Genomic DNA, 21219 nt, shown 5'->3' on the forward strand with positions numbered 1-21219 from the left:
AATGGAGATATTGCGCTACGTGGCGTTCAGCACCGATCCCAAGGGCGGCAACCCGGCGGGTGTCGTGCTCGACGCCACCGGGGTCGACGACGCGACGATGCTGGCGACGGCGGCCGAACTCGGCTACTCGGAGTCGGCGTTCGTGGTGCCGTCCAGTGACGGCACCCTGGACATCCGGTACTTCAGCCCGCTCGCCGAGGTTCCCTTCTGCGGCCACGCGACGATCGCGACGGCCGTCGCCTACGCGGAACGGCACGGCACCGGATCCCTGCGGCTGCGCACCCAGGCGGGCCCGGTCACCGTCACCACCGACCGCGCGGCGGACGGCACCGTGGTGGCGACCCTGGTGAGCGTCGCACCCCGTACGGAGCCGCTCCCGGAGGCCGATCTGGCCGAGTTGCTGGCGATCCTGAACTGGTCCGCCGAGGACCTCGACCCGGCGCTGCCGCCACGCGTCGCCTACGCCGGTGCCTGGCACCCGGTCATCGCCGCCGGGAGCCGGGAGCGGCTGGCCGACCTGGACTACGACATGCCCGCGCTCGCCGCCCTCATGGCCCGCAGGGACTGGACCACCGTCGACCTGGTCCGGCGCGAGTCCCCCACGGTGTTCCACGCCCGCAACCCCTTCCCGCCCGGCGGTGTCGTCGAGGACCCGGCCACCGGTGCGGCGGCCGCAGCGTTCGGCGGCTATCTGCGGGAGCTCGGACTCGTCGAGACACCCGCCTCCTTGACGATCCATCAGGGCGCGGACATGGGACGGCCGAGCACCATCACGGTGACCGTTCCCGAGGAGCCGGGCACGGGCATCGGCGTCACCGGCGCGGCCGTTCAGATCTGAGCGGCCGCGCTTCAGGGCGAACCGAGGATCAGCGTCATCCTCGCGGTGTCTTCACCGCGCGGGGCCGCAGCCCCAGCGGCCCCGCGATCTCCTGGGCCATCACCTTGCCGGCCTCGATCTCCAGGGTCTCGTCGCCCATGCCCTGGTCGGTGTCCAGGCCGTCCAGCTCCGCCAGGGGCTGGTTGAGGCGGACGTGGGCGACCACCGACTGCAGGGCGCGCAGGGTCGCCGAGGCCGTGGAGCCCCAGTTGGAGAAGTACGAGAACTGCCACCACCACAGGGCCTCCGTGGTGCGGCCCGCGCGGTAGTGGGCCATGCCGTGGCGCAGGTCGGTGATGACGTCGGTGAGGTCGTCGGAGATACGGGCCGGGACGGGCGCCTTGCGGGGCTCGTAGGGGTCGAAGACCTCGGAGTAGACGTCGATCGGGTCCAGCAGGCGGGCCAGGTTCTCGCGGAGTTCGTCCACGTCGGGCTCCGGGCCCGGATCGGGCTCGTAGCGCTCGTCGGGGACGATGTCCTCGTGTGCGCCCAGACGGCCGCCGGCCAGGAGCAGCTGGGAGACCTCCAGGAGGAGGAAGGGGACCGCCGAGTCCGGCTCGTCGCCCTTCGCTACCTCCGTGACGGCCACCAGGAAGCTCTCGATCTGGTCCGCGATCTGGACCGCGAAGTCGTCCGGGTTCTGGTGGGTCGCGTGCAGCGTGGCGTCAGACATCTAGGAGTCGTCTCCCCTCGAAGGCGCGGCCGAGGGTGACCTCGTCCGCGTATTCCAGGTCGCCACCCACCGGGAGGCCGCTGGCCAGGCGGGTGACCTTGAGGCCCATGGGCTTGATCATGCGGGCGAGGTACGTGGCCGTCGCCTCGCCTTCGAGATTCGGGTCGGTGGCGAGGATCAGCTCGGTGACCGTGCCGTCGGCCAGGCGGGCCAGGAGTTCCCTGATGCGCAGGTCGTCGGGGCCGACCCCGTCGATGGGGCTGATCGCTCCGCCGAGCACGTGGTACCGGCCACGGAACTCGCGGGTGCGCTCGATGGCCACGACGTCCTTCGGTTCCTCCACGACGCAGATGACGGCCGGGTCGCGGCGCGTGTCACGGCAGATGCCGCACAGCTCCTCCTGCGCGACGTTGCCGCATGTCGCGCAGAAGCGGACCTTCGCCTTCACCTCCATGAGGGCCTGCGCGAGCCGCCGTACGTCCGTCGGTTCCGCCTGCAGGATGTGGAAGGCGATCCGCTGCGCGCTCTTGGGACCGACGCCGGGCAACCGCCCCAGCTCGTCGATGAGGTCCTGGACCACGCCTTCGTACAACGGACTGCCGTCCTTCCTGAGGTTCCTTCAACACGTACGGTAGAGGCCCGTCGGCCGTCTTAGAAGGGCAGACCGGGGATGCCGCTGCCACCGCCCAGGCCCTGGGCGAGCGGGCCGAGCTTCTGCTGCTGCAGCGTCTGCGCGTTCTCGTTGGCCGCCTGGACGGCCGCGACGATCAGGTCGGCGAGGGTCTCGGTGTCCTCCGGATCCACCGCCTTGGGGTCGATCTGCAGGGCACGGAGCTCGCCGGAGCCGGTGACGGTGGCCTTCACCAGGCCGCCGCCCGCCTGCCCGTCGACCTCCGTCTGCGCCAGTTCCTCCTGCGCCCGCTGCAGATCCTGCTGCATCTTCTGGGCCTGCTGGAGCAGCTGCTGCATATTGGGCTGGCCACCACCGGGGATCACGATCAGCTCCTTGCTTCGGTACGGGTTTTCCCGTTCGGCACGAGCCTACGTGGTCCACGCGGGCCTCGCCCCGGCACTCTTTCGAGTGAGTCGATCGCGTGGCCTATACCTGAGCAAGAACTACTTCCGGGCGGAAAAGTGGTGAAACCCGGGTCTTCGCCACCCATTGGGCGGTAGGAAGGGGTCCGGCGCGTCAGCCTCGGATGTCACGTGAGCGTCGCCAGGGCGTCACGTACCGTGATCAGGAGGGAGTGCCGGGTGGGTCAGCCGGAGATGCAGCCCGAGGGGCCGGCTCAGGACGGGCGGGGCGAGGAGGCGGCCGGGCTGCGGCCGGGCGATCTGAACGGGCGGGTGTTTCCGCTCGGGGACTGGGGAGAGCCCGCGGAGCGGCTGGAGGAGCTGTACCGGTGGGTGGAGCGGGGGGCACTGGACACGGTGGCCTGGTATCTCGCGGACCGGGTGTGGAAGCGGCGGGGGGCGCGGTTGTTGCGGGGCGGGGCCGCGGTGGGGGCGGTCGCCGGGGCCGCGCTGCCGCTGCTGGACATGACGGGCGTCGTGGGCGGGGTCGCGCCCTGGGGGTATCTGGCGTTGCTGCTCGGAGTGGCGTGTGTGGCCGGGGACCGGTACTTCGGGGTGACGTCCGGCTGGATAAGGGACGTGGCGACGGCTCAGGCCGTGCAGCGGCGGCTGCTGGCCCTGCAGTTCGACTGGGCCTCGGAGAGTGTGCGGGAGGTTCTGGGGCCGGCGGAGGGGACGGCGAGCGAGGCGGTCGAGCGGTGTCTCGCGGTGCTGCGGCGGTTTTCCGAGGACGTGACGGAGTTGGTGCGGGCGGAGACGGCGGACTGGATGGTGGAGTTCCGTACCGGGTCGGCGCCGATGGGGATCCAGTCGGCGCTGGCCGGTGGGGGGCGGCCGGAGGCGGGGGGAGGGCAGGGGCGGTTTCCTCTGCCGCCGGGGGGTGCGCGGCCGAACATGCCGAGGCAGCGGCCGCCTGAGCCGCGGTGAGGTGTACGCCCGAGGTTCAACGTCCCCGCAGGAGGCGGGACTTGGCTGCCGGGTGGCTCACTCCCTCGTGTAGGTCAGCTGCTCCCCGCTGCTCGTGTTGCTGCGCCGCAGGCTGTCGTCCGGCAGCAGGGTGACCTCGGTGGCCTCGCCCGGCGTGCAGGAGGAGCGCGGCTGCCCGACCGTCACCGTGGAGGGGCCGATGCGCAACGGCCCGTCGGCGCCGGGATCCTCGGTGAGCTCCGCCTCGAACACGCAGTGGTAGGAGCCGCCGTCCGCGGTGGATCCGTCGGCGACGAGGGACAGGACCGTGTCGCCGACCTCGCCCTGCTGGAGGGTCAGCCGCCGGGTGTGCTGTCCGTCGGCGTTGTCGATGGTGGTGGTCCAGGTGCCCAGGTAGGCGGCCGGGACCACGCCGTCCGCCGGCGCCGAGGCGGCCGGCTGCGAGGGCGTCGGGGACGGGGCGGGCGTCGTCGGGCCGGAGTTCACCGGTGCGCTGGTGGTCGGGGAGGCGGTGGTGGCGCCGCCGGCCTGGTCGCCACCGCCGCTCATCAGCGCGTAGACCGAGCCGCCGGCGGCCAGCGCGACGACGACGGCGACCGCGACGAGCAGCACGGTGGAACGGGCGTTTCTTCGGGGTGGCTCCTGAGGGGCGCCGGGTGTGCCGTACGGCGACGGGCCGTACGGCGGGGTCGAGCCGGGGCCGGGCTGGTGCGGGTAGCCGTAGGCGGCGGGCTGGGGAGGGACGTACGCGGGGTGCGGGTGCGGAGGTGTCTGCGGCGGTGCCGGGGCGGCTCCGAGCGGTCCCGGCGGAGGTGTGGGGCCGCCCTGGCCCGCGACCAGGGTCGGGAGGTGGTTCAGCGGAACACCCCCTCCGAACTGCCCCGGGGGCGGCGGCCCCGGAGTGGCGGCCGGGCCGGGGCCCGGGGACGTGTCCGGGGCGGCGGTGTGCTCGGGCGGGACATCGGGGCGTGGCTGCTGCGCGGCGGGGTCGGGGCCGGGCGGCATCGCCGGACCGGACGGATCGACGGAACCCTGCCGACCGACGGCACCCACCTGCCCGGCCGTCCCCGGCCACCCCCCGTCCCCGGCCTCCCCCGGCCTCTGGGGATCCTCCGTGTCCAGCAACCGCACCGCATGCCGGCCGAGTTGGGCCACGAGGGTGCTGGGCAGCCAGGGGTCCCGGGAGCGGCCGTCGGCGACGGTGTCGTGGGCGCCTGTGCGCTGCAGGACGCGGTCCAGCGTCGGCCGGGCGGCCGGGTCCTTCTTCAGGCAGTCGCGTACGAGGTCGGCGATGCCCTCGGGCATGCCGTCCAGGTCGGGTTCCTCCTGGGCGATGCGGAACATCAGGGCGTGGACACCGCTGCCCGCGGTGCCGAACGGGAGGCGGCCGGTGGCGGCGTACGCCAGCACCGAGCCGAGGCAGAAGACGTCGCAGGCGGGCGTGATGCGGTCACCGCGCACCTGCTCGGGGGCCATGAAGCCGGGCGACCCGACCAGCGCCCCGGTCCGCGTGAGCCCGCCGTCCGCCACCGTCTCCAGCGCCCGCGCGATCCCGAAGTCGATGACCCGCGGGCCGTCGATGGTCACCAGCACGTTGGACGGCTTGAGGTCGCGGTGCACGATCCCGGCGGCGTGGATGTCCTTGAGGGCGTGCGCGAGCCCGGCCGCGAGGATGCGGACGGACCGTTCGGGCAGCGGCCCGTGGTCGTTCCCCACCACCTGCTGCAGGCTCGGCCCGGCGACGTACCCGGTGGCCACCCACGGCACGGCGGCCTCGGTGTCCGCGTCCAGCACCGGCGCCGTCCAGGCCCCGCCGACCCGCCGCGCGGCCCGCACCTCCTGCCGGAACCGCGCCCGGAACTCCTCCCGCCCGGCCAGCTCCTCCCGCACCAGCTTGACGGCGACGGTACGGCCACGGTCCGAACGGGCCAGATAGACGTACCCCATCCCGCCGGCGCCGAGCCGCGCCAGCAGCCGGTACGCCCCGATCTTCCCCCAGTGCTCAACGCCTGGGGGGACCCCCATCGGATCCCCCGCCCCCAGCTTCTCCATCGCTCAGCCGCCTTCCCCCCACGCGAGCAACAGACCGAGGATAGTGCGGGCCCGTGTGCGATGAGCTGGGCGTCGTCTACGGTTCCGTAACAGGCGGGCCCACCTGGTCGAGAACTTTCGACAGGCGTTCGAGCGCCTGCACCGCCTCGGCGAGCTCCGCCTCACCGAAGGCCTCCGCGAGCCGGTCGGCGAAGCCCGCGTGCCCGGGGTTGATCCGGGCGATCGCCGCGCGCCCCTCGTCGGTCGGTGCGAGGAGTTTGGCGCGTCGGTGGGCGGGGTTGGGCCGGTACTCGGCGAGGCCGCGCTCCACCAGCAGGTCGGCGATGCGCTGCACGCTCTGGCGGGTGATGCCCATGGCGCGGGCGATGCCGGAGACGGGCAGGGGCTCGGCGAGGACCGCGCCGAGGACCTGCCACCAGGCGGCGGTCAGCCCGGCGGGCCTGGCCAGCTCCTCGGCCACGGCGAGGAACTGGCCGTTCAGCCGGAAGACGCCGAGCGCGCCACGGCTGAGCAGGTCCTGACGTTCCCGGCTCATGCCGCCCCGGCCTTCTGCAGGACGGCGTACGCCTCGGCGTCGGAATCGTGGAACAGCCGGTACCAGGCGTCGGTCACCTCCTCGTCGTACACCCCGAGGAGCCGGAAGATCTCGCGGGCGAAGGCGACGGGCTCGGTGGGACCGGCGGTGACCAGCAGTCCGTCGGTGACGGCGTCGGCGTCGACGTAGCGCCTGCCGCCGTCGTAGCCCGTCGCGGCCAGGTAGAAGGAGACCGCGCTGGTGTGGTCGCGGTCGTCCAGCAGCCCCTCGCGGGCGAGCCCGGCGGTGGCGCCGCAGATCGCGGCGACGGGCACGCCGGCGTCGAGGAAGGCGCGGGCCTTGCGGGCGAAGGGCGCGAGGTCGTCGCCCGCGTCCCAGAGGTCGGCGCCCGGGAGGATCAGCAGGGAGCTGTCCTCGGGCCGTACGGCGTTCAGGGCGGTGTCGGGCTGGACGCGCAGTCCGCCGATGCTCGTGACCGGGGTGGTGGACGGGCCGACGGTTCGGATCTCGTACCCGGCGCGGGCGAGGTGCGCGGTGGCGTGGCCGGTCTCCCAGTCGGCGAGGGTGTCGTAGACGGCGAGGTGCACGGGCTTGCGGTCGTGGCCGGTAGTGCCGTTCATGGCTCCTCCTCGGGCCGATGTCTATGACAGCATGCTGACATTTCGACCGGGTACTGTCAATGCTGCCGATGTCGACAACCTGTCGCGGAAACCCCCCGACCGCAGACATGACGCCGATGTCGCGCCCCCGGCGAGCACACCTACGCTCCCCGCCATGACCCCTCAGCCTCAGCCGAATCCCCGGGTCGGCGCTGCCGTGAAGGCCGCGGACCGTGCGCATGTGTTCCACTCCTGGTCCGCGCAGGACCTCATCGACCCGCTCGCCGTCGCCGGTGCCCAGGGGTCGTACTTCTGGGACTACGACGGCAGGCGCTACCTCGACTTCACCAGCGGGCTCGTCTACACGAACGTCGGGTACCAGCATCCGAAGGTGGTCGCCGCGATCCAGGAGCAGGCCGCGCGGATGACCACCTTCGCGCCCGCGTTCGCCGTCGAGGCGCGGTCGGAGGCGGCCCGGCTGATCGCCGAGCGGACACCCGGCGACCTGGACAAGATCTTCTTCACCAACGGCGGCGCCGACGCCGTGGAGCACGCCGTGCGTATGGCGCGGCTGCACACCGGGCGGCCGAAGGTGCTGTCGGCGTACCGCTCGTACCACGGCGGCACGCAGCAGGCCGTGAACCTCACCGGCGACCCCCGGCGGTGGGCCTCCGACAGCGGCTCCGCGGGGGTCGTGCACTTCTGGGCGCCGTTCCTGTACCGGTCGCGGTTCTACGCGGAGACCGAGGAGCAGGAGTGCGCGCGGGCGCTGGAGCACCTGGAGACGACGATCGCCTTCGAGGGGCCGTCGACGATCGCCGCGATCGTCCTGGAGACGATCCCGGGGACCGCCGGGATCATGGTGCCGCCGGCCGGTTATCTCGCGGGCGTCCGGGAGATCTGCGACAGGTACGGGATCGTCTTCGTCCTGGACGAGGTCATGGCCGGGTTCGGGCGGACCGGGGAGTGGTTCGCGGCCGATCTGTTCGGGGTCGTACCGGATCTGATGATCTTCGCGAAGGGCGTCAACTCCGGGTACGTGCCGCTGGGCGGGGTCGCGATCTGCGGGGAGATCGCCGAGACGTTCGCCCGGCGGCCGTATCCGGGCGGGCTGACGTACTCCGGGCATCCCCTGGCGTGTGCGGCGGCCGTCGCGACCATCGGTGTCATGGCCGAGGAGGGGGTCGTCGAGAACGCCGCCCGGCTCGGGGCCGAGGTCGTCGGGCCGGGGCTGCGGGAGCTGGCCCAGCGGCATCCGAGCGTGGGGGACGTACGGGGCACCGGCATGTTCTGGGCGCTGGAGCTGGTGCGGAACCGCCGGACGCGGGAGCCGCTGGTGCCGTACAACGCGGCCGGGGAGGAGAACGCGGCGATGACGGCGTTCGCCGGTGCCGCCAAGGCCGCCGGGCTGTGGCCGTTCATCCACATGAACCGGACGCATGTCGTGCCGCCGTGCACCGTCAGCGAGGCAGAACTGAAGGAGGGGCTGGCGGCGCTGGACGCGGCGCTCGCGGTGGCGGACGAGTACACCGACCAGGAACAATAGGCAGTCGGCAGCAGCACACCGACCGGCCGGTCGGAATGGGGGTGCGCGGATCGACACCGCGCGCAGTCGAACGCGTATGGTGGCGTGCTCGTAGACATATACGTGCACGCCACCCCGAAACGCGATGAGGGAGACGCCCCGACCATGCCCGGCAGCACCGGCAACGGCGCCGTGACGCGCAGCACCCTGCGGCAGCAGATCGCCGACGCGCTCCGCGACGAGGTGCTGGCCGGGCGGCTCCAGCCGGGGCAGGAGTTCACCGTGAAGGAGATCGCCGAGCAGTACGGGGTGTCCGCGACCCCCGTGCGCGAGGCGCTCGTGGACCTCTCCGCGCAGGGACTCCTCGACGCCGACCAGCACCGCGGTTTCCGCGTCCACGAGTACTCGGTCGACGACTTCCGCGGCATGATCGAGGCCCGCAGCCTGGTCATCGACGGGATGTTCCACGCCCTCACCGACGAGCGCAAGGGCTACCTGAGGCCCGACGACCCCCGCATCGCCGCCGCCCTCGCCGGGGTCCGCCGGCGCGGCGAGGAGGCGCGGCGCGCGGCCGACGCCGGGGACCTCACCATCCTCATCGGCTACGACCTGCGCTACTGGCGCGAGCTCAGCGGCCTGTTCGGCAACCCCTACCTCGCCGACTTCCTGCACCGGCTGCGCGTGCGGACCTGGGTCTGCGCGGTGCAGCATCTGCGCCGGCTCAGCGATCTGCGCGGACAGCTGTGGTCCGGGCACACCGAACTGGTCGACGCCCTGTCGCGACGCGACACGCAGGCCGCCCGCGCGATCGTCGACGCCTACGACACGCACTCCCTCGCCCTCATCGAGCGGATCGCCGCCGGATGAGCGGTCCCTGACGGACAGTGGGGCCCGTCGTATGGGTAAGGGGCCCGCACGGGGGAAGTGACCCGCAAGGGGAAGCGATCCGCAAGGGGAAGTGACCCGCACCAGGAAAGTGGCCTGTGCGAGGGGCGCCGCCCTCGCACTCCACCGATTACCCTTCCTTGACCACCGTGCCGTGTGAGGAGTCCTCTTTTGGCCTGTGACCTGTGGCTGGTACCGCTCGTCGACGTCTTGTGCCACACCCCGGACAATCCGTTCGCCGAGGAACTCGCGCAATACAACAAGGTGCTCGCCGAGGCCGGGCTCCCGCCGGTTCCGGTGTACCAGTACATGCCGGGACTGTCCGGCGAGGTGGCCCCGGTCGCCGGCTTCGACTACGACGCGCTGCACTTCCTGCGGCGCGCCTACCTGCTCCAGGTGTGCGGCCTGCCGGTCACCCCGGTGGACGAACTGGGCGGCGACTACGAGCAGCTGCTGGAGATGTTCGAGACCACGGCCCAGCAGTCACACCTGGTCTGGCACTACGACCACGCGGGCGCGTACGTCCCCGTCGACTTCCCGCACCCCCTGTCCAGCGACGAACTCCTCGCCGGCGGAGGCCCGTTGGGCTCCGCCCAGACACTGCTGCGGGAGCTGGAGTTCGTCGCCCCGGCCCTCGGCATCGACCCCGCCAACCCCCCGGCGGCGCCCGAACCGCCGCACGCCCCGACGGAGTTGGAGGAACCTGCCGTCCCGGCCCCGTACGACCCCAGCCCCTTCGCCCGCGAACGCCATGTGTGGCTGGGCCTGCACGCGGCGGCGACACGGAGCCTGGCGCAGGGGTCGATGATCGTCTTCAGCTGACGGTCAGCGCAGCTGGGACAGCCCCTTCTGCACGTCCTCCGCGTTCATCACCGGGAAGACCTCGATCTCGGCGTTGAACTGGCTGAAGAACGGCTCCGCGGTGGGTGGCAGCTGGGAGCTGTCCTGCATGTCGAAGACGAAGAAGCAGGCCCGGTGACCGTTTTCCGGGCCGAAGTAGGCCGCCTCCGGCTTGAGGTGGTCCAGCTGCTCCTTGAGCAGTTCCGGCATCTTTCCGCTGCGGATGGCCTCGTTCGCCTTCTCCGTGTCCAGGGTCGCCTTGAGCATCATGCGCATCGCGATCACCTTCTCCTGCCGACGCGCTTCCGTGGACCTCGTACAGCTCCAGAATATGCCCGGTATGTAACCTTTTTTCGAACCGGTGCGGATCAGCTCGACTCCCGCACCACCAGCCGGCACGGCACGGTGTGCACACCCGGTTCCGGGGCCGGGTCCGCGTCGATGGCCTCCAGCAGGCGCAGCGCCGCGATGCGGCCTATCTCCGCGAGGTTCATGTCGATCCTGGTCGCCGCGGGCCGGGGCCTCACATGAGCACCAGCGACGGCGGCACGGCCCTGATCTGGGGCGACAACGGCACCGACGACCACCTCTGGCAGGTCATCCCGGCCCGCGACGGCTACTACAAGATCGCCAACTACAACAGCGGTCTGCTGCTGGGCGTGGACCGGATGAGCACGTCGTCCGGCGCGCAGGTGCTGCAGTGGTCGGACAACGGCACGGCGGATCACCTGTGGAGGCTGACCGCGCGCTGATCTCCTGAGGACACCTGTGCCCCTGGCCGATGTCGGCGGCCAGGGGCACAGGCATGTCAGCAGGTCAGATGAACGAGTTGATCTCAATCGTCTCGTCCCGCCCCGGACCGACGCCGATCGCGGAGATCGGGGCGCCGGACATCTCCTCCAGGGCCTTGACGTAGTTCTGGGCGTTCTTCGGCAGGTCGGCGAAGGTCTTGGCCTTGCTGATGTCCTCGCTCCAGCCCGGCAGCATCTCGTAGACCGGCTTGGCGTGGTGGAAGTCCGACTGCGAGTACGGCAGCTCCTCGACCCGCTTGCCGTCGATCTCGTACGCCACGCAGACCGGGATCTCCTCCCAGCCGGTCAGCACGTCGAGCTTGGTGAGGAAGAAGTCGGTGAGGCCGTTGACACGGGTGGCGTAGCGGGCGATCACCGCGTCGAACCAGCCGCAGCGCCGGTCACGGCCGGTCGTCACGCCCCGCTCTCCGCCGATGCGGCGCAGCGCCTCGCCGTCCTCGTCGAACAGCTCGGTCGGGAAGGGGCCGGAGCCGACGCGGGTGGTGTACGCCTTCAGGATGCCGATGACCCGGCTGATCCTGGTCGGGCCGACGCCCGCGCCCGTGCACGCGCCGCCCGCGGTGGGGTTCGAGGACGTCACGAAGGGATAGGTGCCGTGGTCGATGTCCAGCAGCGTGCCCTGGCCGCCCTCGAAGAGCACGACCTTGTCGTCGTCGAGCGCCTGGTTGAGGATCAGCACCGTGTCGGCGACGTACGGCTCGATCTTCGCGGCGTAGCCCAGCAGCTCCTCGACCACCTGGTCGACGGCGATCGCGCGCCGGTTGTACAGCTTGGTGAGGATCTGGTTCTTGACGTCGAGGGCCGCCTCGACCTTCTGCGTCAGGATCGACTCGTCGTAGAGGTCCTGCACCCGGATGCCGACGCGGTTGATCTTGTCAGCGTAGGTGGGACCGATGCCGCGCCCGGTCGTGCCGATCTTCCGCTTTCCGAGGAAGCGTTCGGTCACCTTGTCGACGGTGACGTTGTACGGCGTGATGATGTGTGCGTTGCCGCTGATCAGCAACTTCGACGTGTCGACGCCGCGCTCGTTCAGTCCGCTCAGCTCGGAGAGCAGGACCGACGGGTCGACGACGACACCGTTTCCGATGACGGGCACGCAGCCGGGCGACAGGATTCCGGAAGGGAGGAGGTGCAGTGCGTACTTCTGGTCGCCGACGACGACGGTGTGGCCGGCGTTGTTGCCGCCCTGATAACGCACTACGTAGTCAACCGACCCGCCGAGCAGGTCCGTGGCCTTTCCCTTGCCTTCGTCACCCCACTGAGCACCGAGCAGCACAAGTGCGGGCACGCGCGTACACCCCTTCCGGGCGGGGCATGTCCAAGGTCAGGGGCGTACGCGGAGGGTATCCGCCGCGCACACCGCGACCGTCGTTGGCCGCAAACCGTCGGACCGGGTGCCCCGGAATAGACGAAGCCCCTGGCGCAATAGCGCAAGGGGCTCTTGCACAAAGATGCTACCCGAGGAAGCGAGGCATGGCCGAGGTGGCGACTTTCGCGACGTCCGAGCAGCTGCTGGTGGTCATCGACCCGGTCGCCCGTCGGACGGACGGCGAGTCCGTACGGATCGCGAAAGACGTGCTCAGCGCGGGTGCGGCGAGTACGAAGGTGTGTCTGCCGGACGGCCCGGAGGAGTTCGCCCGGGCGCTGCGGCGGCGGGGTTCGCGCCGGCCGGTGGTCGTGGGCGACGACCGGGCGCTGGTGCGGGCGGTGTCGCTGCTGCACCGGCAGCGGGAGCTGGCCGGATGCGCGCTGTCGGTGGTGCCGGTGGGCCCGTCCCTCGGGCTGTCCCGTTCGCTGGGGCTGCCGACGGGGGCGGTGGCCGCGGCGCGGGCGGTGCTGGACGGGGCGGAACGGCGGATGGACCTGCTGGTCGACGACAGCGACGGGGTGGTGCTGGGGGCGGTGGGGATCCCACCGGTGTCCGCACGGGAGGCCGCGCTGCCCCTCGTACGCCCCTGGCTGCGGACGTGCCAGTCCCTCGTCCGCACCCTGGTGGCCGCCAGGCCGTCCAGACTCACGTCCGACCCGGCCGGATCCGGTCCCGCACGGCTGCGGGTCGAGGTCGACGGGGCGACGCTGGTCGACCTGGACCAGCCGGTCGAGGGTGTGTCGGTGTCGCCGGGAGAGTCAGGGGTGGCCGAGGTGGAGGTACGGCCGGTGTCCGTGGGCGCGGAGGCGACGCCGCTGATGGCGGCGGGGCGAACGGTGACCGTGTCGGGGGCGCACTTCCGGTACCGGGGGGATGTGGGGGTGTCGGGTCCGGTGCGGACGCGGACGTGGGTGGTGCGGGAGGGGGCCTGGGCGCTGACGTTGCCGGCGGGGTGAGCGGGCTGCCGGGTCAGGGCGACGTGAATTCCGCTGTGTCCAGCGTGCAGTCGAACGGCTCGGGGATGGGGAGCTTCTCGCCGAACGGCCTGGTGCAGCGCGACTCGTAGCCCTTTTCGGAGGGCGTCCAGAGGACGGTGGCCTGCTGTTCTTGCATGTCGAGGATCAGGTAGACGGGGATGCCCGCCCTTCCGTAGACCGTCACCTTGTCGGACAGGTCGTCGTCGCGAGTGGAGGGAGAGGTCAGCTCGGCGACGAACAGGAGGCCCTGGCCGTCGAGGCGGTTGGCCGTCGTCTCAAGAGTCCGCTCATGCGTCACGTGAATATCCGGGCCGTAAGCGCGTTCGTCCCCCGGGAAGAGGTACAGAGCCGGTGCCCGATCAAGGACGTGGCTCTCCGGGAGATACGGCTCCAGCTGCTGGCACACCAGCCGCATGACGCGGAGGTAGTACCCCTTCGACCACGGCGACAAGACGATGCTCCCCTTGATGATCTCGGCCTTGTAGCCGGCGGGCACGATCAGCTCGTCGAGGTCGTCCAGCAACTCCTCGAAGCCTCGGGGCTCGGTGCCGCTTATCGTCGGTCGCTCTGCCATGAGTGTCATGATGCGCCCTCCCGTTGATGCGGACCAGCCGGCACTCAGAGTAGCTGATCGACTACGCCGAATGGGCGCATCACCGGCCGAAGACCCTCTCCCGATGGACCCGCCACCGCTCCATCATCTCCGCGACGTCCTTCTCGATGAACTCGAAGAACGCCAGGGTCTCGGCCAGCCTGCGCCCCGCGGGGGTCTCGGCACCCAGACTGGTCACGCCCTCGCGCAGGGCGTCCTCCCAGCGTTTGATGATGGCCTCGCGGTTGGTGATCGCCTCGTACCACTGGTCGCTGTGGACGCGGTAGCGCTCCCGCCGCGACCCCGGCTCCCGCTCGCGCGACACCAGGTGCACCTGGGCCAGATAGCGCACGGCGCCTGAGACGGCAGCGGGGCTGATCCTCAGCCGCTCGCCCAGCTCCGCGGAGGTCAGCGTGCCGCTGTCGGAGGCGAGCAGCGCCGCGAACACCCGGGCCGGCATGCGCGGCACGCCCGCCTCGACGAGCTGCGCCGCGAAGTTCTCCACGAACCGCGAGACCGACTCCGGATCCCGCTCCACCGACTCGGGCTCCCTCATCTCATCACCCACGTCACGAGCCATACCACCACCCTAGCCGAGCTTTATACGCTTCCTTAACTTCACAAATTTCTGAAAGAAGCGTAGGTTCTGAAGCATGACGAAGGCCATCACGGTGTCCGGACTGCACAAGTCCTTCGGCCGTACGCACGCGCTCGACGGGCTCGACCTGGAGGTCGAACGCGGCGAAGTGCACGGCTTCCTCGGCCCCAACGGCGCCGGAAAGTCCACCACCATCCGCGTCCTGCTCGGCCTGCTGCGCGCCGACTCGGGCGCCGCGCAGGTCCTCGGGCGCGATCCGTGGGCGGACGCGGTGGAGGTGCACCGCCGGATCGCATACGTCCCCGGCGACGTGACGCTCTGGCGCAACCTCTCCGGCGGCGAGGTCATCGACCTCTACGGCCGCCTGCGCGGAGGGCTCGACCCCCGGCGCCGGGCCGAGCTGATCGAGCGGTTCGAGCTCGACCCCACGAAGAAGGGCCGGACCTACTCCAAGGGCAACCGGCAGAAGGTCGCCCTGGTCGCCGCGTTCGCCTCGGACGTCGACCTGCTGATCCTGGACGAGCCGACCTCGGGCCTGGACCCGCTGATGGAAGAGGTGTTCCAGCGCTGCGTGGCGGAGGAGCGGGACAAGGGGCGCACCATCCTGCTGTCCTCGCACATCCTGAGCGAGGTCGAGGAGCTGTGCGACCGCGTGAGCATCATCCGCAAGGGCCGTACGGTCGAGAGCGGCTCCCTCGCCGACCTGCGCCACCTGACGCGGACGAGCGTCACGGCCGAACTCGCGGGCCCGCCCGACGGCTTGGCCCGGCTGCCCGGCGTCCACGACCTCGACGTACAAGGCCGTCGCGTCCGCCTCCAGGTCGACACCGACAAGCTGGACGCGGTCCTGCGCTCGCTGAGCGAGTCGGGCGTCCGGTCGCTGACGTCGACTCCCCCGACGCTGGAGGAGCTGTTCCTGCGGCACTACCAGGACGAGGTGGCCGTCCGATGACCGCCCTGACGTTCGGCGTACGGTCCGGGGGTTCCCGCCAACTCGCCGGAACCGGCACGCTGCTGCGGTTCGCCCTGCGCCGTGACCGGGTCCTGATCCCCGTCTGGGTCGCGGTGAACGCGCTCATGGTGCTCTCCATGCCGAACACGCTGAAGGGCCTGTACGGCACCGCCGCCGAACGCGCCGACCTGATGCGGCAGATGGGGACCAACTCCTCCCTGCGCGCGATGGTCGGCCCGGTCTTCGGTGACTCCCTCGGCGCGCTGACGGCCTGGCGCGTCGGCGTCTACGCGGGCGCCCTGGCGGCCGTGACGAGCCTGCTCGTCGTGGTACGGCACACGCGGGACGAGGAGGAGAGCGGCCGGCAGGAGCTGGTGGCGTCCGGGACGGTGGGGCGCAGGGCCTCGCTGACGGCGGCGCTGCTCGCGGCCGCGGTCGCCAACGCCGTCCTCGCGCTGCTGGTGACGGCCGGGCTGGCCGGGCAGGGCGCCTCGGGCGCGGTGGCCCTCGGGCTGGGCATCGCGGGCGTCGGCATGGTCTTCGCCACGATGGCGGCGATCGTCGCCCAGCTCACGGAGAGCGCGCGGCTCGCCCGGGGGCTCACGGCGGCGGTGCTGGGTGCCGCCTTCGTGCTGCGCGCGGCGGGCGACTCGGGTACGGACGACGGCTCGTCGGTGCTGACGTGGCTGTCGCCGCTGGGCTGGCTGGAGAACGTACGGCCGTTCGCCGCCGAACGCTGGTGGGTGCTGCTGTTGCTGCTCGGGGCGACGCTGCTCCAGGGGGCGGCGGCGTACGGGCTGGCCGGGCGCCGGGACGTCGGCATGAGCTTCCTGCCGACCCGGCCGGGACCGGCGGCCGGACGGCTCGGTACGGCCGGCGCGCTGGCCTGGCGGCTGCAGCGCGGGAGCGTCCTCGGCTGGAGCGTCGGCTTCTTCCTCGCCGGGGTCGTCTACGGCGGTATGACCGAGGGGGCGGCCGACCTGGTCGGTGACAACGCGGACGCCCGCCGGATCATCGAGCGGATGGGCGGGCAGGCCGGACTGACGGACGCGTTCCTGTCGGCGATGGTCGGGATGCTGGGGCTGGTCGCCGCGCTGTACGTCGTGGCGTCGGTACTGCGGCTGCACGGCGAGGAGACCTCGGGGCGGGCGGAGCCGGTGCTGGCGGGCGCGGTGGGGCGGCTGCGGTGGGCGGCCGGCCACCTGGCGGTGGCGTTCGGCGGCTCGCTGCTGATCATGCTGCTCGCGGGTGCGGGCTTCGCCGTCGGCTACGGCCAGGAGGTGGGTCCCGTCCTGGGGGCGTGCCTGGTGCAGCTCCCGGCGGTGTGGGTGATCGGCGGGGTGGCGGTGCTGCTGTACGGGCTGCTCCCCCGGGCGGCGGTGGCCGCGTGGGGCGTGGCGGGGGCCGTCCTGTTGCTGGGCTGGGTCGGACCCGCGCTGGACGTACCGCAGGCGGTGCTGGACCTGTCGCCGTTCGGCCATCTGCCCAAGATGCCGGGCGGAGCCATGGAGTGGGGGCCGGTGACGGTCCTGCTGGGGCTGGCCGTGGTGCTGGTGGCCGTCGGACTGGCGGGGCTGCGGCGGCGGGACCTGACGACCTGAGGGTGGCGGCTCAGCCGGCGTACTGCCTGAGCTGTGGTGGTCACCCCACCTCGACGCTCAGCCCCTCAAGCCCCCGGATCACGAAGTTCGGTTTCCGCTCCGGCTCCGCGGCGAGGCTGAGTGCCGGGGCCTGCTCCAGCAGGGCCTTCATGGAGGCCGCCAGTTCGATGCGGGCCAGCGGGGCGCCGATGCAGTAGTGGATGCCGGCGCTGAAGGAGATGTGCGGGTTGTCCTTGCGGGTGAGGTCCAGGCGGTCGGGGGACCGGAAGACCGTCGGGTCATGGTTGGCGGAGCCGAAGAGCATGGCGATCTCCGCGCCGCGCGGGATCGTCGTGCCGTCGATCTCGATCTCATCCAGGACCCAGCGCTCGAAGAGCTGGAGCGGGGTGTCGTAGCGCATCAGCTCCTCGACCGCCGGCGGAACCAGGGAGTGGTCGGCGCGCAGGGCCGCCAGCTGGCCGGGGTTGCGGAACAGCGCCCACCAGCCGTTGACCGTGGCGTTCACCGTGGCCTCGTGGCCGGCGTTGAGGAGGAGGACGGCCGTGGAGATCATCTCCTGCTCGGTGAGGCGGTCCCCCTCGTCGTACGCCGCGATGAGGCCCGAGATCAGGTCCTCGCCCGGTTCCTCGCGGCGGGCCGCGATCAGCTCCCGCAAATAGTCCGAGAACTCCACCGACGCGCGGACCGCCTTCGTCGCCGTCTCCTCCGACGGGTTCAGCTCGTACATCCCGCAGATGTCGGCCGACCAGGGCCGCAGCTGTGCCCGGTCCGGCTCCGGGATGCCCAGCATCTCGGCGATCACCGCGACCGGGAGCGGCTCGGCGACGTCCGTCAGCAGGTCGCCGCCGCCCTTCGCCACCAGCGCGGCCACCAGGTCACCCGCCAGATGGTCCACATACGGCTTCAGCCGCTCCACCGTGCGCGGCGTGAACGCCTTCGACACCAGACGCCGGATGCGGGTGTGGTCCGGCGGCTCCAGGTCGAGCATGCCGTGGTCGTTGAGCGTGTGGAACGGCTCGTGCTCCGGCGGGGGCGGCGTACGGCCGAAGTCCTCGTGGGTGAAGCGGTGCTGGTACGTCCGGCCCAGGCGGCGGTCCCGCAGCAGCGCCGAGACGTCCGCGTGGTGCGGGACGAGCCACTGGTTCGTCGGCTCGTAGTAGTGCACCCGGCCGCGCTCGCGCAGTTCGGCGTAGGCGGGGTACGGGTCGGCGAGGAACGCCGGGTCCCAGGGGGCGAACGGGAGGCCGGTGGGAGCTGACATGAACGGACGCTAACGCGTCCACCCCGGCGCTGACCAGGGGTCCTGTCGGCCCGGACAAAATCGGTGGCCATGTGGGCACCGACCGCTCTAACCTCCCTCCGTTCGCGGTCCACACGTCCGAGCGGGGTGCATGTGATGACGGTCCAGGCAACGGCGGCCGGCTACGGCCGGCTGTCCTCCGTGAGCGCCATGACCTCATCGAACCGAAGGAACCCCTCCTGTGGATCTTCCACGCTTCATCACCCTTCAGGAAAGCAGTCACCGCATCCACAACCCGCTCACCGGTGACAAGCTCGCCGCGCTGGGCCAGGCGCTGCACCTGGAACCCGGGACCCGCGCGCTCGACCTGGCGTGCGGATCGGGCGAGTTGCTGATCACCTGGGCGCGTGACCACGGCATCACCGGGACCGGGGTGGACATCAGCACGGTGTTCACCGCGCGGGCCCGCGCCCGCGCCGCCGAACTGGGTGTGGCCGACCGGCTCGACTTCATCCATGGCGATGCCGCCGGCCATGTCTCCGACGAGCCGGTCGATCTCGCCTCGTGCATCGGCGCCACCTGGATCGGAGGCGGCACGGCCGGCACGGTCGAACTGCTGAGCCGCAGCCTCCGTCCCGGCGGCCTGATGCTCATCGGCGAGGTGTTCTGGCGGCGGGAACCTCCGCACCAGGAAGCCGTCGAAGCCTGCCACGCCGCCGGCAAGGACGACTTCGGCACGCTGCCCGAGCTGATCGAACAGTTCGGCGACCTCGGACACGACGTCGTCGAGATGGTGCTGGCCGACCAGGACAGCTGGGACCGGTACCGGGCGGCGCAGTGGTTCAATCTCCGCCGCTGGCTCGACCAGAACCCCGAGGACGAGCTGGCCGCCGAGGTGCGGAGCGAGCTCGACACCGCCCCCGCCCGCTACGCGCGCTACGAGCGGGAACTCCTCGGCTGGGGAGTCTTCGCCCTGAAGGGCCGCTGACGGTCCGCCGGGCCTCAAGGACGGTCGATCCGTCCTTGAGGCCCCGTTCAGCCCGGCGTGACCAGCCGCGCCTCGTACGCGAACACCGCCGCCTGTGTCCGGTCCCTCAGGCCCAGCTTCACCAGGATCCTGCTCACATGGGTCTTGATCGTCGACTCGGCGACCACCAGCCGCTCGGCGATCTCCGCGTTCGACAGGCCCTGCGCGATCAGGACCAGCACCTCCGTCTCCCGCTCGGTGAGATCGCCGTACGCCGCCTGCGCGGACGGCATCAGACGGGGGGCGTCGGACAGCTTCGAGAACTCGGTGATCAGGCGTCTGGTGACCGAGGGGGCGAGGAGTGCCTCGCCGGAGGCCACCACCCGGACGCCGTCGGCGAGCTGGCGTGCCGAGGCGTCCTTGAGGAGGAAGCCGGAAGCGCCGGCCCGCAGTGCCTGGTACACGTACTCGTCGAGGTCGAAGGTGGTGAGCACCAGCACCTTCGCCGTGCCGTCCGCGGCGACGATCTCCCGGGTCGCCTCGATGCCGTTCAGCTCCGGCATGCGGATGTCCATCAGGACGACGTCGGGGCCGAGTTCGCGGACCTTGTCGACGGCCTCCCGGCCGTTGACCGCCTCGCCGACGACCACGATGTCCGGCATCGCGTTCAGCAGGACGGAGAAGCCCTCGCGCACCATCATCTGGTCGTCCGCGATCAGTACGCGGATGGTCATGCGACGTCCTCACTCACCGTGGCGACCGGCAGGAACACCGCCACCTCATAACCCCCGTCGGCCGTCGGTCCCGCCGTCATCTCGCCGTTCAGCATGGAGACGCGCTCCCGCATGCCGGTGATGCCGTGTCCGGCGCCGGGAGACGGTTTGATCAGGGCCGGTGCGGGCGGCGGATCGTTGACTATGCGCAGGCCCAGGCCGCCCAGGACGTAGGAGACCTCGACACGGGCGCTCGCGCCGGGCGCGTGCCGCAGTGTGTTGCTCAGTGCCTCCTGGACTATTCGGTACGCCGACAGCTCGACGCCCTGCGGGAGTTCCCGGACCGCTCCGGTCACGGCCTTCTCCACGCTCAGGCCCGCCTCCCGCACGTTGGCCAGCAGCCCGTCGAGGTCGGCGAGCGTGGGCTGCGGGGCGTCCGGGGCCTCGTAGTCCTCGGCGCGGACGACGCCCAGGACGCGGCGCAGCTCGGTCAGGGCCGCCACCGCGTTCTCCCGGATGGTGGCGAAGGCCTTCTCCAGCTCCGGCGGCGGGTTCTCCACCCGGTAGGGCGCGGCCTCGGCCTGGATGGCGACGACCGACATGTGGTGGGCGACCACGTCGTGCAGCTCGCGGGCGATCGTGGTGCGCTCCTCCAGGAGGGTGCGGCGGGAGCGCTCGTGCGCGGTCACCGTCTGCTGGGCGGTCACCTCCTGCTCCGCTGCGCGACGTATGTGCCACACGGCGACGACGAGCAGGAGCAGCGCGGAGAAGACCAGCATGGGGGCGGTGTTGGTGCCGTAGTAGTAGTGGTCGGCGCCGAACAGCGTCTCCGCCGCGAGGCCGTACGCCGCGGTCAGCGCCCACATCCAGGCGGCCGTGCGCGGCCTGGTGCGCACGGCGACGACCGTCAGTACCGTCAGATGGCAGGCGAAGCTGCTGGGTCTCCAGGGCCAGTCGCCCCAGCCGACACCGAACGGCAGGGCCAGCACCGAGCCGGCCATGGACAGCCAGAACGCGCCGACCGGCCTGACCATGGTCAGCAGAATCGGGATCACGGCGAGCGGGCCGAGCACGATCCCGAGCCCGTTGGTGTCGACCGTGGCCATGAGCAGGGTGAACATGGCGCACGCCGCGATCAGGGCGTGCGGGGTCCAGGCCGCGTACTCCCGCAGGCGGCCCGGGAGCCGCCGGGTCAGGGGACCGTCGACGCTCATGCGGGGCAGCGGACGGTAGGCGAAGGCGTCGTGGAACAGGTCCTGCCGCAGGCCGCGCAGGGCGTCGGCGGCCAGCCGGAACTCCGGGCTGCGCTGCTTGGCCCCGTCCCCCGGCGGCATGGTCATCTGAGTCGTCTCGGTCACGTACAGAACGGTAGGCGCGAACCGGGGTCGCGGGCGTCCTCAGTGAGAGGGGT

24 protein-coding genes are annotated in these 21219 nt (G+C 71.5%); 10 read left to right on the forward strand and 14 right to left on the reverse strand.

The genetic code is table 11. The features are described from left to right. Nucleotide 1: 1 nt before the first annotated feature. A complete protein-coding gene (locus tag NW895_RS24775) occupies nt 2–838 on the forward strand; it encodes a PhzF family phenazine biosynthesis isomerase (protein ID WP_289938128.1) in 837 nt (278 codons plus the stop codon). A gap of 34 nt (nt 839–872) precedes the next feature. Here NW895_RS24775 and NW895_RS24780 read toward each other — a convergent pair whose 3' ends face one another. From NW895_RS24780 to NW895_RS24790, 3 genes are read right to left on the reverse strand one after another with little or no spacing between them, the layout of a single operon-like run. Further along, complete coding sequence (locus NW895_RS24780) at nt 873–1550, reverse strand: DUF5063 domain-containing protein (protein ID WP_289938129.1); 678 nt, start codon at nt 1548–1550, stop codon at nt 873–875. Next, nucleotides 1543–2142, reverse strand: a complete 600-nt coding sequence (recR, locus tag NW895_RS24785) for a recombination mediator RecR (protein WP_289938131.1) — start codon at nt 2140–2142, stop codon at nt 1543–1545. The genes NW895_RS24780 and recR overlap by 8 nt, the downstream gene beginning before the upstream one ends. Before the next feature lie 59 nt (nt 2143–2201). Then, nucleotides 2202–2546, reverse strand: coding sequence for a YbaB/EbfC family nucleoid-associated protein (locus NW895_RS24790; RefSeq protein ID WP_289938132.1), 345 nt, complete (start codon nt 2544–2546; stop codon nt 2202–2204). Between the two features lie 258 nt (nt 2547–2804). Between NW895_RS24790 and NW895_RS24795 the strand changes: the two genes are divergently transcribed. Then, entirely contained in the window at nt 2805–3551 is a 747-nt protein-coding gene (locus NW895_RS24795) for an SLATT domain-containing protein (RefSeq protein WP_289938134.1), read from the forward strand. Nucleotides 3552–3608: 57 nt separating this feature from the next. Here the strand turns inward: NW895_RS24795 and NW895_RS24800 are convergent, their stop codons facing one another. The 3 genes from NW895_RS24800 to NW895_RS24810 all read right to left on the reverse strand — a co-directional run bounded on the left by NW895_RS24800 (nt 3609) and on the right by NW895_RS24810 (nt 6758). After that, the gene (locus NW895_RS24800) at nt 3609–5603 is read right to left on the reverse strand and encodes a serine/threonine-protein kinase (protein ID WP_289938136.1); all 1995 of its coding nucleotides are present in this window, start codon (nt 5601–5603) and stop codon (nt 3609–3611) included. A 76-nt stretch (nt 5604–5679) separates the two neighbouring features. Beyond that, nucleotides 5680–6138 carry a MarR family transcriptional regulator gene (locus tag NW895_RS24805; protein WP_289938137.1) on the reverse strand — a complete coding sequence of 153 codons (459 nt, stop codon included), beginning with the start codon at nt 6136–6138 and terminating at the stop codon, nt 5680–5682. Beyond that, entirely contained in the window at nt 6135–6758 is a 624-nt protein-coding gene (locus tag NW895_RS24810; RefSeq protein ID WP_289938139.1) for a type 1 glutamine amidotransferase family protein, read from the reverse strand. The genes NW895_RS24805 and NW895_RS24810 overlap by 4 nt, the downstream gene beginning before the upstream one ends. Before the next feature lie 154 nt (nt 6759–6912). Between NW895_RS24810 and NW895_RS24815 the strand changes: the two genes are divergently transcribed. The 3 genes from NW895_RS24815 (at nt 6913) to NW895_RS24825 (ending at nt 9969) form a co-directional block, all read left to right on the forward strand. Beyond that, the gene (locus NW895_RS24815) at nt 6913–8283 is read left to right on the forward strand and encodes an aspartate aminotransferase family protein (RefSeq protein ID WP_289938142.1); all 1371 of its coding nucleotides are present in this window, start codon (nt 6913–6915) and stop codon (nt 8281–8283) included. 144 nt (nt 8284–8427) lie between these two features. Beyond that, on the forward strand, nt 8428–9129 hold the full coding sequence (locus NW895_RS24820; RefSeq protein WP_289938143.1) for a GntR family transcriptional regulator: 702 nt from the start codon (nt 8428–8430) through the stop codon (nt 9127–9129). Between the two features lie 189 nt (nt 9130–9318). Next, nucleotides 9319–9969 (forward strand): hypothetical protein, encoded by a 651-nt coding sequence (locus NW895_RS24825; protein ID WP_289938144.1) that lies wholly within the window; start codon nt 9319–9321, stop codon nt 9967–9969. Nucleotides 9970–9972: 3 nt separating this feature from the next. Here the strand turns inward: NW895_RS24825 and NW895_RS24830 are convergent, their stop codons facing one another. Both NW895_RS24830 and NW895_RS24835 read right to left on the reverse strand, forming a co-directional pair. Beyond that, the gene (locus tag NW895_RS24830; RefSeq protein ID WP_289938145.1) at nt 9973–10263 is read right to left on the reverse strand and encodes a DUF3303 family protein; all 291 of its coding nucleotides are present in this window, start codon (nt 10261–10263) and stop codon (nt 9973–9975) included. Nucleotides 10264–10355: 92 nt separating this feature from the next. Further along, a complete protein-coding gene (locus tag NW895_RS24835; RefSeq protein ID WP_289938146.1) occupies nt 10356–10481 on the reverse strand; it encodes a hypothetical protein in 126 nt (41 codons plus the stop codon). 33 nt (nt 10482–10514) lie between these two features. Between NW895_RS24835 and NW895_RS24840 the strand changes: the two genes are divergently transcribed. Further along, a complete protein-coding gene (locus NW895_RS24840; RefSeq protein ID WP_289938148.1) occupies nt 10515–10739 on the forward strand; it encodes an RICIN domain-containing protein in 225 nt (74 codons plus the stop codon). 64 nt (nt 10740–10803) lie between these two features. Here the strand turns inward: NW895_RS24840 and NW895_RS24845 are convergent, their stop codons facing one another. Beyond that, nucleotides 10804–12087 (reverse strand): adenylosuccinate synthase, encoded by a 1284-nt coding sequence (locus NW895_RS24845; RefSeq protein WP_289938150.1) that lies wholly within the window; start codon nt 12085–12087, stop codon nt 10804–10806. Between the two features lie 185 nt (nt 12088–12272). Here NW895_RS24845 and NW895_RS24850 point away from each other — a divergent pair, with 185 nt between their 5' ends. Further along, nucleotides 12273–13124: a diacylglycerol kinase family protein gene (locus NW895_RS24850; protein ID WP_289938152.1), complete on the forward strand. Its 852-nt coding sequence runs from the start codon at nt 12273–12275 to the stop codon at nt 13122–13124. Between the two features lie 13 nt (nt 13125–13137). On the opposite strand, the gene NW895_RS24855 is transcribed toward NW895_RS24850, so the two are convergent. Both NW895_RS24855 and NW895_RS24860 read right to left on the reverse strand, forming a co-directional pair. Continuing rightward, nucleotides 13138–13728, reverse strand: a complete 591-nt coding sequence (locus NW895_RS24855; protein ID WP_289938154.1) for a Uma2 family endonuclease — start codon at nt 13726–13728, stop codon at nt 13138–13140. Between the two features lie 70 nt (nt 13729–13798). Further along, the gene (locus NW895_RS24860) at nt 13799–14317 is read right to left on the reverse strand and encodes a MarR family transcriptional regulator (protein WP_289938156.1); all 519 of its coding nucleotides are present in this window, start codon (nt 14315–14317) and stop codon (nt 13799–13801) included. A 73-nt stretch (nt 14318–14390) separates the two neighbouring features. On the opposite strand from NW895_RS24860, the gene NW895_RS24865 reads away from it, so the two are divergent. Together NW895_RS24865 and NW895_RS24870 are read left to right on the forward strand one after the other, a co-directional pair. Next, the gene (locus NW895_RS24865) at nt 14391–15287 is read left to right on the forward strand and encodes an ABC transporter ATP-binding protein (RefSeq protein ID WP_289938157.1); all 897 of its coding nucleotides are present in this window, start codon (nt 14391–14393) and stop codon (nt 15285–15287) included. Then, nucleotides 15284–16888 carry an ABC transporter permease gene (locus NW895_RS24870; protein WP_289938158.1) on the forward strand — a complete coding sequence of 535 codons (1605 nt, stop codon included), beginning with the start codon at nt 15284–15286 and terminating at the stop codon, nt 16886–16888. Before NW895_RS24865 ends, NW895_RS24870 begins: the two co-directional genes overlap by 4 nt. Before the next feature lie 40 nt (nt 16889–16928). On the opposite strand, the gene NW895_RS24875 is transcribed toward NW895_RS24870, so the two are convergent. Continuing rightward, nucleotides 16929–18149: a cytochrome P450 gene (locus NW895_RS24875; protein ID WP_289938159.1), complete on the reverse strand. Its 1221-nt coding sequence runs from the start codon at nt 18147–18149 to the stop codon at nt 16929–16931. A gap of 220 nt (nt 18150–18369) precedes the next feature. Between NW895_RS24875 and NW895_RS24880 the strand changes: the two genes are divergently transcribed. Then, nucleotides 18370–19116: a class I SAM-dependent methyltransferase gene (locus NW895_RS24880; RefSeq protein ID WP_289938160.1), complete on the forward strand. Its 747-nt coding sequence runs from the start codon at nt 18370–18372 to the stop codon at nt 19114–19116. A 47-nt stretch (nt 19117–19163) separates the two neighbouring features. Here the strand turns inward: NW895_RS24880 and NW895_RS24885 are convergent, their stop codons facing one another. Together NW895_RS24885 and NW895_RS24890 are read right to left on the reverse strand one after the other, a co-directional pair. Continuing rightward, a complete protein-coding gene (locus tag NW895_RS24885) occupies nt 19164–19829 on the reverse strand; it encodes a response regulator transcription factor (RefSeq protein WP_289938162.1) in 666 nt (221 codons plus the stop codon). Then, nucleotides 19826–21148, reverse strand: a complete 1323-nt coding sequence (locus NW895_RS24890) for a histidine kinase (RefSeq protein ID WP_289938326.1) — start codon at nt 21146–21148, stop codon at nt 19826–19828. Before NW895_RS24890 ends, NW895_RS24885 begins: the two co-directional genes overlap by 4 nt. Between the last annotated feature and the right edge of the window lie 71 nt (nt 21149–21219).

Origin of the sequence: Streptomyces sp. S.PNR 29, from assembly GCF_030386795.1 — a bacterium.
GTDB lineage: Bacteria > Actinomycetota > Actinomycetes > Streptomycetales > Streptomycetaceae > Streptomyces.

Bases quoted from the DNA above. Each gene is read 5' to 3' on its own strand.
- NW895_RS24840 (WP_289938148.1), top strand. From the start codon at position 10,515: ATGAGCACCAGCGACGGCGGCACGGCCCTGATCTGGGGCGACAACGGC.
- NW895_RS24870 (WP_289938158.1), top strand. From the start codon at position 15,284: ATGACCGCCCTGACGTTCGGCGTACGGTCCGGGGGTTCCCGCCAACTC.
- NW895_RS24810 (WP_289938139.1), bottom strand. From the start codon at position 6,758: ATGAACGGCACTACCGGCCACGACCGCAAGCCCGTGCACCTCGCCGTC.
- NW895_RS24800 (WP_289938136.1), bottom strand. From the start codon at position 5,603: ATGGAGAAGCTGGGGGCGGGGGATCCGATGGGGGTCCCCCCAGGCGTT.
- NW895_RS24815 (WP_289938142.1), top strand. From the start codon at position 6,913: ATGACCCCTCAGCCTCAGCCGAATCCCCGGGTCGGCGCTGCCGTGAAG.
- NW895_RS24820 (WP_289938143.1), top strand. From the start codon at position 8,428: ATGCCCGGCAGCACCGGCAACGGCGCCGTGACGCGCAGCACCCTGCGG.
- NW895_RS24835 (WP_289938146.1), bottom strand. From the start codon at position 10,481: ATGAACCTCGCGGAGATAGGCCGCATCGCGGCGCTGCGCCTGCTGGAG.
- NW895_RS24830 (WP_289938145.1), bottom strand. From the start codon at position 10,263: ATGCGCATGATGCTCAAGGCGACCCTGGACACGGAGAAGGCGAACGAG.
- NW895_RS24775 (WP_289938128.1), top strand. From the start codon at position 2: ATGGAGATATTGCGCTACGTGGCGTTCAGCACCGATCCCAAGGGCGGC.
- NW895_RS24780 (WP_289938129.1), bottom strand. From the start codon at position 1,550: ATGTCTGACGCCACGCTGCACGCGACCCACCAGAACCCGGACGACTTC.
- NW895_RS24805 (WP_289938137.1), bottom strand. From the start codon at position 6,138: ATGAGCCGGGAACGTCAGGACCTGCTCAGCCGTGGCGCGCTCGGCGTC.
- NW895_RS24885 (WP_289938162.1), bottom strand. From the start codon at position 19,829: ATGACCATCCGCGTACTGATCGCGGACGACCAGATGATGGTGCGCGAG.
- NW895_RS24890 (WP_289938326.1), bottom strand. From the start codon at position 21,148: ATGACCATGCCGCCGGGGGACGGGGCCAAGCAGCGCAGCCCGGAGTTC.
- NW895_RS24875 (WP_289938159.1), bottom strand. From the start codon at position 18,149: ATGTCAGCTCCCACCGGCCTCCCGTTCGCCCCCTGGGACCCGGCGTTC.
- NW895_RS24850 (WP_289938152.1), top strand. From the start codon at position 12,273: ATGGCCGAGGTGGCGACTTTCGCGACGTCCGAGCAGCTGCTGGTGGTC.
- NW895_RS24855 (WP_289938154.1), bottom strand. From the start codon at position 13,728: ATGACACTCATGGCAGAGCGACCGACGATAAGCGGCACCGAGCCCCGA.
- NW895_RS24860 (WP_289938156.1), bottom strand. From the start codon at position 14,317: ATGGCTCGTGACGTGGGTGATGAGATGAGGGAGCCCGAGTCGGTGGAG.
- NW895_RS24865 (WP_289938157.1), top strand. From the start codon at position 14,391: ATGACGAAGGCCATCACGGTGTCCGGACTGCACAAGTCCTTCGGCCGT.